The sequence below is a fragment of the Pontibacter sp. SGAir0037 genome, from assembly GCF_005491705.1.
Lineage (GTDB): Bacteria > Bacteroidota > Bacteroidia > Cytophagales > Hymenobacteraceae > Pontibacter.
This window is the reverse complement of sequence record NZ_CP028092.1, coordinates 2,622,533-2,635,300: the sequence shown is the minus strand read 5'-3', so window position 1 is coordinate 2,635,300 and position 12,768 is coordinate 2,622,533. Positions and strand designations below refer to the sequence as shown.

The 12,768-nt window shown below is 44.4% G+C and carries 8 protein-coding genes; all 8 read right to left on the bottom strand.

The annotated features are described in order from the left end of the window. Positions 1–38: 38 nt before the first annotated feature. Complete coding sequence (locus tag C1N53_RS10700) at positions 39–1,406, bottom strand: alpha-amylase family glycosyl hydrolase (protein ID WP_137759301.1); 1,368 nt, start codon at positions 1,404–1,406, stop codon at positions 39–41. A 44-nt stretch (positions 1,407–1,450) separates the two neighbouring features. After that, positions 1,451–2,899, bottom strand: a complete 1,449-nt coding sequence (locus tag C1N53_RS10695; RefSeq protein ID WP_137759300.1) for an alpha-amylase family glycosyl hydrolase — start codon at positions 2,897–2,899, stop codon at positions 1,451–1,453. Positions 2,900–3,023: 124 nt separating this feature from the next. Continuing rightward, on the bottom strand, positions 3,024–4,109 hold the full coding sequence (locus C1N53_RS10690) for a SusE domain-containing protein (RefSeq protein WP_137759299.1): 1,086 nt from the start codon (positions 4,107–4,109) through the stop codon (positions 3,024–3,026). Positions 4,110–4,121: 12 nt separating this feature from the next. Next, positions 4,122–5,612 carry a RagB/SusD family nutrient uptake outer membrane protein gene (locus tag C1N53_RS10685; RefSeq protein WP_137759298.1) on the bottom strand — a complete coding sequence of 497 codons (1,491 nt, stop codon included), beginning with the start codon at positions 5,610–5,612 and terminating at the stop codon, positions 4,122–4,124. Positions 5,613–5,624: 12 nt separating this feature from the next. Further along, entirely contained in the window at positions 5,625–8,648 is a 3,024-nt protein-coding gene (locus tag C1N53_RS10680; protein ID WP_206077640.1) for a TonB-dependent receptor, read from the bottom strand. A 421-nt stretch (positions 8,649–9,069) separates the two neighbouring features. Then, entirely contained in the window at positions 9,070–10,638 is a 1,569-nt protein-coding gene (locus tag C1N53_RS10675; protein ID WP_137759296.1) for a DUF6377 domain-containing protein, read from the bottom strand. Between the two features lie 212 nt (positions 10,639–10,850). Next, complete coding sequence (locus C1N53_RS10670) at positions 10,851–11,450, bottom strand: DUF2179 domain-containing protein (RefSeq protein ID WP_137759295.1); 600 nt, start codon at positions 11,448–11,450, stop codon at positions 10,851–10,853. A gap of 95 nt (positions 11,451–11,545) precedes the next feature. Further along, positions 11,546–12,433: a mechanosensitive ion channel family protein gene (locus C1N53_RS10665; protein WP_240773458.1), complete on the bottom strand. Its 888-nt coding sequence runs from the start codon at positions 12,431–12,433 to the stop codon at positions 11,546–11,548. Positions 12,434–12,768: the final 335 nt, after the last annotated feature.

Here is a 12,768-nt window from a genome sequence, read left to right as displayed (position 1 = left end):
TGTTTGTACCCTGAGCTGCAAACAGCTTATTAATCATTTTATTTTTTTATTTGGCGAAGCACCAGGTATTCGAATGGTTTTAAGGAAACAGGTTTACGCACTGTTTCTTTTGCACCGCTAAAAGCGTTTCTCCAGGTTATTTTCGCTAAAGCAGGGGGAACTGTATATTGAACCGGCTCCTTTCTGAAGTTTGCCATGACGAGCACCTTTTCCCCGTCGAGTTCTTTAGTGAAAACGCAGACATCATTACTGCTTACATCCGTTAACTCACCTCTTCTGATGGTTTTATTGCTGTTATAAATGCGAATAATCTTTTTATATTCAGCTTCTGCTTTATAATCTGCTGATGACCACTCGATAGGGGTTCTGGAAAAGAACTGCAGCCGCTTGTTGTATCCAATTTCCTGGCCATTGTATAGCATAGGCACTCCTTTCATATAAGCTGCCACTACAAAGGCCGCTAATGCTCCCTGCTTTCCACCGAAAAGTTCTAAAGGTGTGCCGTCGGTTAAGTTCACGTCATGGTTGCTGGTATATCTGACTACTCTTGCCTCTGTACTGGTTGCTCCATCATATTCAGCAGCGTTAACCTCCTGTAGCAGCGTAACAGGTTTGTTTTCGCTATAAACCTTTTCAGATAAAGTTTGAAAGAATCTAAACCCAAACTTATAGTCGAATCCGGCCTTGAAGTGATCGTTGCGGCTACCTTCTGCTAACAATAACAGCTTACGGTTACTTATTGCTCTTAAAGTATCTACTGCCTGTTGCCAGAAGTCGAAAGGCGGGCCATCGGCATAGTCGCAGCGGAAGCCATCGATATTGGCTGCAGCTATCCAGTATTTCATAGAATTGATCATCTCTTGGCGCATTTCTTTGTTCTTAAAGTTTAACTGCGCTACATCATTCCAGCCGGTGCCTGGCGGACTGATTATCTGCCTCAGAGAGTCTTGTAAATACCATGACTTGTGCTGCACCCACGTATGATCATAAGAAGTATGGTTCGCTACCCAATCCAGGATCACCGCCATTTCCCTCTGATGGGCTTCCTCTACCAGCTTGCGCAGATCTTCCAATTCCCCAAACTCGCTATTGATAGCTCTGTAATCGCTGATACAGTAGGGGGAGTTGACAGATTTTAATTTGCCGATGGGATAAATGGGCATCAGGTAAATTACGTTCACGCCCAAAGCCTTTATAGAGTCCAGGCGGGGTATAACTCCTTTAAAATTTCCGTCTGTGCTAAACGCCCGGATATTGATTTGATAAATGACGGCATCACGGGGATCTGGTACTTTCTGGAAAGGTTTGCCAGCTTGTGTGATCTGCCCCTGTGCCTGTAGCTGGTGTTGCCAGAGCAGCGACAGGCTCAAGCATAAGCCTGTCAGTAAAAGTTTAATATTGTTCATGAAACCTTACTTATGTATTTTGAACTGACGGTGTGGCACACATCCTATTTTTTTAAGATTAGATAGCTGTATGGCGCAAGTGAAACTGAGCTGCTGAGCGCAACCGATTCGTTGGTTAAAGCATTTTGCCAGGAGGTGCTGGCCAGGGTAGAGGGAAGCTGAAAGTTAATTGTGTTATTACGAATATTAACAATTACTACAACTTCTTCATTTCCGTCTGTACGCTTAAAAGCTGCCACATCGTTTGAACTATATGTTTGTACAGAGCCGCGCTTCACAGCATTACTACTGTTCCGGAAAGCCATTAACTTTCTGTATTCAGTGAGTGTACCGGGGTTGGACGACCAGTTGATTTTAGTGGTGCTGTTGTTGAAAAAAGAGAGTTGGGTCGGATTCCCTACTTCCTGCCCATTATAGATCAGCGGAACTCCTCCCATATAACCGGCAAGCACAAAAGCAGCTAGAGCGCCCTGCTGGCCTTTAAAAAAGCTTATCGGGGTACCTTCCCAAGCATTATCGTCGTGGTTGTCTATCCATCTTAATATATGGGAACCACCAGGCACGTTGTTATAATCGTTTATATGAACAGTTGTTAAGCCCGAAGCAGCTGTGTTATTATTGTAGATTTCTTTCAACTTGTTGTAAAAGTCCCAACCAAAAATCAAATCGAATCCGGCGTTAAAGAGCTCTTTTTTACCGGCTTCGGCAAACATGATAATGTCCCGGTCAGGAATATTCCGTAAGGTATCAATGGCTTGTTTCCAGAAATCAGTAGGGACACCATCTGCGTGATCGCAGCGGTATCCATCCACGTTTGCTTCCAGTACCCAGTACTTCATAGCCTTGATCATTTCTTTTCGCAATGCCTGGCTGGAGAAGTTCAGATCGGCCACATCGGTCCAGCCCATTCCCTGCGGGCTGATAATATTACCGGAAGCGTCTCTGGTATACCAGGTTGGATTTTGTATCCACGGATGGTCCCAGGCGGTATGGTTAGCTACCCAGTCTAAAATAACAGCCATATTACGGCTATGTGCTTCTTTAACCAACAAGCGTAAATCTTCTAAATTGCCAAAGGCCGGATTTACCTGCATATAGTTTCTAACTGCATAGGGAGAACCAACACTTTTTAATTCTCCGGTTGTATAGATTGGCATTAGCCAGATGACATTTATACCTAGATTTTGAATCTCATCAAGCCTTGCCCGTACCCCATTTATGTTTCCTGCGGAGCTGAAAGCCCTCAGGTTTACTTCATACATGGCAATATCAGATGTAGCCGGAACATTTTTAAAAGGTACATCATACTGCTTAGCTGTTTCCTCCTTCACCGCAGGAGTCTCACCGGGAACAGCTTCTTCCTTGCTACATGCAAAACCGGCAAAAGCGACCACCAATAGTAGAAGCAGCCTTGTAGCTTTGGCTGGTATGCTATGACAGATATTTCCTGTGCTCTTTTCTTTCCTTAAGTAGGAAAACCTTGTTGTATTCATGGGCAGTTCTTTCTAAATAGTTCTGATACCCTGGCCTGGTTTTACACCCAGATGTTATACATCAACCAGGTGCAGTATTGAAGTGCTGATGCAGGGGGCGTCGCACCTGCATCAGCACAGTTGCTTAATTTTTTTTAATTGTATAAGTGTAATTACCCGGCACGTGTAAATCCAGGGTAATGGTATAGTTGCCATTCTGAGGAACAGTTAATTGCGGCTGATCTACATAGTCCAGCCACGGATGGTTTGCATAGGCCAGTTTTCCATCGCCGTTAATACCAAAATCGAGCAGCCATGCTTTGTTCGCCCTGAATTTAAAAGAACCATCTGCTGTCATGTTTGCTGTTACAGACCATGTTTGGTTATTGGGGTTATAGGTCATTTCTGTGTCTGAGTCCCAGCCGCCTGGGGTTGCGCCACCTATCATGCCCCAAGAAGTTTTCATCAGCATATACTTCATGGTGTTTAAGTTAACGGAGAAGAGATAGTAGCCCTCTGATGGTGCCTGAAAATTGGCGCCTGCAAAATTTGCCTCGATTAAGTTGCCGTCTCCACCGTCGCCGTACGAAACAGGTTCCCAGTTAGGCTGTGCATACACTTTGAATTCGTTTGTGCCGCCTGCTGGTATATAGATATAGCCTTCGTATATGCCATTATCATTAACCGAAACAATAGTAGGTGCTGATTCTATATTCCAGCCCTGGAAATCGCCTGCAACCCATAAAGCCGGATAGCTGGTAAACGTCTGGTAAGGAGTAACTTTAACAACTACCGCCTGCGAATAGGCTTCGCGATCGAGGTACGCTTTAACGCGAATCGCTATTGTTCCTTCAGCATCTGCCTGCAGCCCCAGGTTCTTTGCAATGTCGTTCAATTCTTTTACTGTAAATGAAGCTGTTGTAGCATCGTCGCCGATCTCTTTTTCAAAGGCATTTTTCCAGGCATTTGCTCCAATCGTATCAGCCGGCAAAGTAACCTGTATACTGTATGTTACTGGTGCCTGCACGGGGTATTTTACTTCCGGCCAGGTAACATTCAGGGCCTGCCCCTCTGCATTTTCTTCTGTAAGTACAAGGCTAGTGGCAGATACCTCAGGTGCCGAAGTAAACAGCACCTTTTGCAGGACGGTCAGCTCAGGGTCTTTTTCGCAAGCCACACATACTAATAGCGTAATGGCAAAAGCTAAGCATCTACTTATATGTCTGTTCATGTTATGTTGTAATTAATAACCTTGGTTTTGTTTAAGATTAGGATTGGCATCTAAAGCAGCCGTTGGGATAGGGAATAATTTCCTGTAGCTTGCAGAGGCACCTCTGAATTCATTGGCAGCTAAAAAAGTATTAAACCTGATCATATCCTGCCTGCGGTGGCCTTCCCAGTTTAGCTCGAGGCTTCTTTCCAGGTAGACATCCTGTAGCGTTGGGTTAGCCGCTAAAGGCTGAAGGCCGGCCCGCTGCCTTACGGCATCTATTAACGATTTAGCTGCTCCTGCATTACCAAGGCGTACCTGGCATTCGGCCTGCATTAACATGATGTCTGAAAAGCGGTAGATAGGGAAGTCGTTAGATGCGCCACCTCCATCCATGGGGGCAACCGGATAGAACTTTATATTACGCACTCCGGCATTTCTGTCAGCTCCGGGGTTATCTAATGATGAAACCTCCAGAGAGTAGTTTACGCCTCCCGGCTGTTGTCCTACCAGAAACTGCCTCCTGCGAATATCATTCTCGCTGAACAGGGCATAATAGCTACGGGGTACAATCGTGCCGTTCCAACCGTTAAAGCCGAATAGCTCCAGGGCATGCGGACCGTTTAAGCTGCGGATAGAAAAAATATTTCTGGACACGACATTGGCTCTTACAAAAATGGCCAGTATGGTCTCATCGTCAGGCAGTACATCTCCAAACAACTCATAATACTGGTAGCCCAGCGGACTGGAAGCGCTGGCATTACCCGGGTGTAGCGAAAAACCTCCTGCAGCAACCTCTTCGCAGGCAGCAAGGCATTCCTGCCATCGGGGAGTGCCCGTATAAACTTCTGCATTCAGGTATACTTTGGCCAGAAGCGCATAGCCAGCCCAGCGGTTAAACCTGCCATAGTATGCTCCACCTTTAGATGCGGACAGCTTATCTACGTTATCAGTTAGTTCTGCCACCACAAAATTATACAGCTCCTGCCGGCTTATCTGAGGAATTTGATCAACTGTTGTGTTGTTTTCAGTATAAAAGGGCACGTTTCCAAAATCATCCATTAGCAGATAGTAGAAAAAGGCCCTTAAAACTCTAGCTTCTGCAATTTTAGAGGCGTCTGCCTGTGCAGCCTCTAACTGCTCAACGGCCAGGTTTGCATTAAATACTGCTCGGTATAGCCAGTTCCAGGTATTGTTAATGATATAGTCGGAGGGTAACCACTGGTGCAGGTGCAGGCGAGCAAAGTCCAGTTGCCAGTCTCCTGTGTTACGGTGCGGGATTACCTGCTCGTCAGAAGACATGGTGTTCAGGTCGTACCATCCGTTATCGGCACCTGCATACCCCACACCATTCCAGTTGCCTCCGATTTGCGAATAAACGCCTGCCAGCGCTACATCAGATCCCTCGGGCGAGCCATAAAATTCTGTAGCAGGGTATTTGTCGTACACTTCCTCATCCACATCAGTACATCCTGCGAACAATAACAGGCTAAAGCAGGTGATTATAATTATATTCTTCATCATCTTATGTTAATGCTATTTAAATACTACATTTAAACCTAATGCAATGCTTCTGGTACGCGGATAAATGCCGTAGTCCCCGCCGAAGCCGTTTCCTCCGCTTACATTCAGCTCTGGGTCTATACCCGAATATTTAGTAAATAAGAGAATGTTGTTTCCTGTAAGAGATAACCTCAGAGCGTCTATATACTTAAGGTTTACAGGACGGAAGTTATAGCCAACCGTCAGGTTTTCGAACCTTAAAAAGGAACCGTTCTCCAGCCACAGGTCCGACCCGTATTGAGAAGTATATACTCCAAGCGGAATTGCACTCTCCAGCACGTTAGACCTTCCTATGTTTTCCAGCATACTGAGGCTTTGGCGCAGCCCGTTGTATATTTTATTGCCGCCAGAGCCTCTCCATACCATCGAAATATCTAAATTCTTGTGTCTGAAGGATGGGGTAAAGGCATAGGTATGAGTAGGTAGGGCTGAGCCTTCAAAAGCTCTGTCCGGGCTTCTGTTACCCTGGTCAATAGTGCCGTTCTCATCACGATCTTCTACAATTTCGGCGTTAGCTTCATTTTTGCCGGCATGCTGCAGAATAAAGAAAGTGCCGATTGGCCTTCCTTCTATCAGGTATGAGTTTGGTCCCCACGGAACGTAATTGGTGTTAAGGGGCACACCGTTTATGCTTCCGCTCAGGTTAAGTACTTTGTTATCCAGCAGCGATAAGTTTCCTGCCAGGGTCAGAGTTGTATGGTCACTGTTAATTAATTTATAGCCCAGTGCAAACTCTAAACCACGGTTACGGATACTTCCTACATTGGCCATAATGGTTCCAAAAGGAAAAGGAGGTTGTGGAACTGTATAATTAAAGAGCAGATTATCTGTAGTGGCCGTGAAAGCATCAACCGATCCTGTTAGCCTGTTATCGAGCAGGGCAAAGTCGACTCCTACGTTTGTTTGCTTTCTTGTTTCCCACCTTAAATCCTGGTTTACATTTTGAGTGATGTTGAAGTTGGTAATTTCGTTACCTCCAAAATATGTTACGCCTGCTGCCCCTACCAGTGAAAGGGAGTTTTGCGGGTATAGACCCTGCTGGTTACCTGTTATTCCATATCCTCCGCGCAGCTTTAATTCATCAAACAAGCGTTGCCCTGCCATAAAAGGCTCCTGGTCAATGCGCCAAGCCATCGAAGCCGACGGGAAATTACCCCATTTGTGATTAGCTCCAAAAACAGAAGCACCGTCTCTTCTTAGGCTGAGTGTAAGCAGGTAGCGGTCCAGGAAAGAGTAATTAACGCGTCCCAGGAAAGATACAAGCGTCCTGTCGTTCTTGTACGATGATATGTCTCCTGGCTGAACCCTGGACAAGTCCCCGAGCTGAAGTGCATTGTAAGTAGCCAGATCGTTTATAAATCCTCTCGCTTGTGTATAATTGCCCTGATAAGTTTGATTTTGCCATTCATATAACGCAAGTGCGTTCAGGGAATGGTCTCCGATCTCACGCTTATAGGTTAAGCTGATATTCATGAGCCGCTCATCCTGTCTGCTGTTATTAATGTTGGCAATGCCCCTGTTGTTGATGGCAGAAGCAACCGTAGAGGCAGCTGGCAGGTAATATCCCCAGTTGTTGTCAGTTTTGCGCCAACTGCCAAACCAGCCTGCTGTTAATCCTGTAAAGATCTCAAGATCCGTTCGCAGGCTGCCAAATAAGTTGTTGTTCCTGCCTTCGTTTACTACTTCCTGAGCAATGGCGTAGGGGTTAAAATATTCAAAAACATTAGGGTCTGTATAGTAGGTGCTGCCGTCGGTGTTAAAAATCGGATCATTAGGGCGCATCAGATAGGCATTGGTAATTAAGTTGGAAGTAAAAGATGCCCTGTATACACTTCCCGGGCTGCCTACTGTATTGTTAACCCCGCTGTTGAGGTTCATGGTAATTGTTAACCGGTCGTCGAGGGCATATTGTGTTGCCTGTATGCGGCCAATATACTTTTGGTTGTTAGAGTTAATAACGATACCATTTTGTAAAATGGCGCTTAGAGAGGCTCGGTAGTTGAAGTTTTCTGATCCGCCCCCAAAAGAAAGTGTATGGTTTTGTGTTGTACCTGTCCTGCTAAGAATGTTCAGCCAGTCGGTATCAGAGCCATGATTTGCAGAAGCCGGCACCCCGTTTAACTGCGCCTGGCGCCACCACTCCTCAGCACTTAATACATCAAGTTTATTTGCCAGGTAATCCATAGAGGCAGTTGCATTGTACTCGATGGTCGTTTTGCCGGCTTTATTTCTTTTGGTTGTAACAATAATAACTCCAGGAGCACCCCTGGAACCATAAATAGCTGTAGCAGAGGCGTCTTTTAGAATATCTACTGATTCAATCTCACTGGGCGGCACCTGGTTGAGCAGGTCCATATTGCCCTGAATACCGTCTACGACAACCAAAGGGTCGTTTCCGCCGATCAGAGAGGTGATGCCCCTTATCCTGACACTCGGGCCTGATCCGGGTTCGCTGCCCGTTTGCGAAACATTAACCCCTGCGGCCCGGCCTGCTATCTGCTGTAATGGGTTTGTAATGGCTCCCTGGTTTAAATTTTCAGCAGAAATAGAAGAAACAGCACCAGTAACATCTTTTCTGGAGGCAGTTCCATACCCAACTACCACTACTTCATCCAGGGCTTTTGCATCCGTAGTAAGAGTCACATTGATAGTTGTGCGGTTATTTACCGGAATTTCCTGGGGCTGGAAGCCAATAAATGAAAAGACCAGAGTTCCATTTCCATCCGGCACATTAATATTAAAGTTACCGTTAGCGCCTGTTGGAACTGCAGTACTTGTTCCCTTCACCAGCACGGTAACTCCAGGCAATGCCGTCCCGCTATCATCCGTAACTGTTCCTGATATGGTAACGCTGCCTTGAGCCATAGCCGAAAAAGACAGGAGCAGAAGAAGGAGAGGCAGCAGCAAAAGTCTGTAACTTTTGGCATGTGCCGCACTTGCAGGGTAGGGCGAATCGGGGTTAGCCCAATGAAAACATTGAGGTACATTTTTCTTCATATATGACATTTGTGTTTAAAATTTGACCTATAAACTTTCTAAGCATAACCAAGCTGCAGATGATAAATGAAGTAGTTGTAAACAGGCGCAGCCAGCAGGCACCTAAAGCTTGCATTTAAGTATAGCAAACATAAAGACATCTGTAAGTAAGGTCAATTTATTGATGTGAAAGGTAAAAAGTAATTACTCGCATTCTTGTAATTGTTTGAATTACTGATGATTGTGGAATTACTTAGGTAAATTAAAGTAACTCTTGAGTAACTGCTTTTTTGTAGAAATATGACACAAAGAGTGCTTGATCAGCAATCGTGATGGCTTTATCCTTATGCTGAAATATGGCTTATGCAAATGATGAAGAATGATGTCTGGAAAGATAAAGAAGGTAGGAGAAAGAAGATTAGAACTATAAAAGAAGAAGATGCTAAAAAGCCTTTATTTCCATTATCCTGTCCTCGAATTCCTCATTTGAAAGGATGGATCTGCTTTTTACCTTGGTTTTGTAGTTGTAAATTGTCCTGACAGAGTATTCTAGTATCTTGGCAATCTGCTCATGATCATTTATTCCGATACGGATAAGCGCAAAAATACGCAATTCAATGTTCAGAGACTGGTTGTCTTTCAGCACAACCTTATCTTCATCCCGGAAAAAAGAGTTGAATTCAGTTACGAAATTGGGAAACAGCTTGATAAACACTCTGTCGAAACTATGGTAAAGATCCTCGCGCTCTTTTTTCATATCCACCGACTCCAACACATGGCTGATTTCATCCAGCCTTCTGTTCATCACTTTTTTATCGATGGATTTTTTAAGTTTTTCAATCTTGTCGAGGTATTCTGTATACATATTAAAAGAATACCCAATGTACTCTTCTTTAATCTTATTTGCCTCTAGCAGTTCTTCATTTTTTTCCTGCAGCACATGGTTAATGTCCTTTAACTTATCGTTTGCAATCTGCAGGCTCGTATTGGCTTCCGTTACTGTTTGCTTCGCCAGCTTTAGTTGTTTAAGCTGTCTGAAAATTATATAAGAGAAAATAACAACCAGCAAAGACAATAGTGACACAGCTATGGCGTAAATCATTAAAATGCCGCGCTGGCTTTCTACTGTTGCCAGTCTTTCGCCTTCAATTATCGGCAGAATGGCTGCTACTTGTATTTTCCGCTGTCTGGCGCCGTAAAAGGTGGCATCCTCCAGAGCTTGTTTTATATAGACATAGGCTCTGGCTTCGTCTCCAGTCCTGTAGAGTAATTCGGCTACATTTAGTAAGGCAATGGCTTCCCGGGTTGCTGATTTAATATCAGCAATAGCGGCCTTAATCATCATATCTATTGCTTTGCCTGTATCTCCGCTTTCTTTATAAACACCTGCAAGCAACGAAGCTACCATGGCGTATTCGTGCTGCGTAGGGTTAAACTTTGCCAGGATCAGTTCTAAGTCTTTTTCAGCACTTCCATAATTCTTTTCTTTAAGGCTTTTCATTCCCCTTAAGTAAAAGAATTTTATCGTATTGTTGTCGATGAGGGCAAGGGCAGAGTCGATGTACCTTGTTCCTCTTGTTATATAACTGTCTGAGTATAGGTTACCTTCGTTATATGCCTCTAAATCGAAGTTAGCGCGAGACATAAGTTCATAATATTCTGCCTTGATGCTATCGGGCGTTTGGGCGAGAGAAACCTCATTTAAAGAGTCGAATGTTTCTTTAAACATACCTGATGATAGCAAAGTAAAACTCAGCTTTAATGTAGCGTAAGTTAACCTGGTAGAATCGCCGGTTTGGGATGCTGAGTCCTGGAGCTTTAGTGCGTAAGTGTAGGCAGAGTCATACTTAAAGGACCTGTATTCGAAGTACAGCTTATTATATAAGTCAAACTGCTGGATAGGCGTAAGGTTTGCCTTTTGAAGCGTTTGGTGCCACTTTTTTATTCGCTCCTGCTTAGCTTTTATATAGTGCTCTTTGTTCTTGATGGTGATGTTTAGCTCCTTAAGCAAACTGTCTGTTGCTGACGCAGAAGACGAATAACCATAGAGCAGGAACAAAAAAAACAGCAAAAGTCCTTTATAAAGCATAAGAATGGGGCAAGTAGCACTTAAAGTTACTCAAAATTAAGCCTACTTAAGTTATCCTCAAAGTTTTCCGGTAAATGTGCGTATATGTTCCTTTTGCATAAGTAACAGTAGTAAATACAGTTATACCAGTAACTCTACTTCCCTTTCCGGAGCGGGAAAAACTTTCTAAAGCTGGTTTTGCTGCTCTTTTCATCCTGTGGCACCTCTGCATCCGATACCGACCTGACATCCTCTACTGAGTAAAAGGCATTGGGATTGTAATTTCGGATGATATCGATTACCTCCTGTAGCCGTTTTCTCCTGACAATCATAAAGAGCAGGTCTACTTTCCCGCGGGTGCCCTGTGCATCGACAGAGGTGAGGCGGTAGCCGCGGCTGATCAGCATTTCTATAAGGGTGTCGGCTGGCTCGGCTGTAATAATACGCACCACTACCTGCCCCAGTGCAAGCTTCTGCTCTATCCGCAGCCCCAGAAAATTACCTGTGGCAAAACCAGCTGCCCAGGCAAGGTAAGAAATTGCATTATTTAAGTTCTGCATAACCTGGGTCATGGCGATGAGCCAGATCAGTACTTCCAGGAAACCCAGGAGCGGAGCTATTACTTTTTCGCCTTTCGAAATAAAAACAATGCGTAGTGTGCCCAGGGTTACATCCAGTATCCGGGCAAGGAAAATCAGAACCGGGATAATTACCCATTCTACGAGGCCAGGGTCAATGCCTTCAAAGTAATTCATTAGTAGCTGTTGTGTATTTAATATTAGTGCTTTTACAGGTAAAGCCTGTTCGGTAACGAATAATGCAGCAGAAAGTGATACCAGCACTTCCTGTTTTAACTCCTGAAGTCTCCTATCAACTCTGTTCTTACCTTAGGCAAGGAGTTCGGGTAGTTCTGCTGTATAAAAGTAACCAACTTTTCCCGTACCAGGCAACGCAGGTCCCAGGCAATACCAGAACTAACGGCACTTACCAGCACTCTTAGCTCCAGGGTTCTTTCCTTTGAGTCGGTTACCTGTAAGCCGGCTACTTTGCCATCCCATAGATCTGTGGCCGCCAGAATCCTGTTAAGTTCTTCGCGCAAGGCATCTACAGGTATGGTATAGTCTGTATAAAGGTAAACTGTTCCCAATATTTCGGAGCTTGACCGGGTCCAGTTCTGGAAAGGTTTTTCTATAAAATACTTCAGGGGCAAAACCATGCGGCGCTGGTCCCAGATCCGCAGCACAACATAGGTAAGGGTTATTTCTTCAACGCGTCCGAATTCTCCTTCCAGAACCAGGACATCATCTATCCGGATAGGCTGGGAGAAAGCCAGTTGTAAACCAGCCAGCAGGTTGGCAATAGACTGCTGTGCCGCCAAACCTACTACTATGCCAGCTATACCAGCCGAGGTAAGCAAGCCAGTCCCCAAGCGCCTTACCGGATCGAAGCTGAGCAGGATAAGCGAGATGGTCATAAACCCGATGAGTACAATTATCAGTTTCTTTAAGAAACCTAATTGTGTTAAAAGTTTTCGTTCCCGAATGTTATCTGCCTTGCTTAATTGATAATTAATTTGTATTATGTCCTCAACTACAGAAGTTAGCTTGATCATGAGCCATCCGAACACCCCAATATTCAAGAGCTCAAACACTCTTTTAAAGTTGGCTTGCACATGATCGGGCATAGAAGTGATGGTAACTGCAAATGAGGCAAAGAGAAGCGGTAGGAATACCGACATGGGGTTGCTCATATGCCTGTAGAACGCAGTAGTAAAATGGGGGCTCGAGCGTTTATTATAAACTGATAGTAGTTTAAAAAATATAAACTTGATAATGAGACCGATCAAAGCTCCAGCAGCTATGATAGCGAGCCCGGTTACTAAATTGTCCAGTTCTTTCAAATTTTCGAAAAGTGGTTTCATAGGGAGTTATGAATTCTTGATCTACCAGAGCGAGAAGAAAAATACAATTTAAGCATGCATAAACTAAATCATCAGTAACTCGGAATGTACTTATGAAGGTCCGATTAGGTTTTATTTTGAGGTGCAACAAAATGAAACAGGCTGCTGCTGAT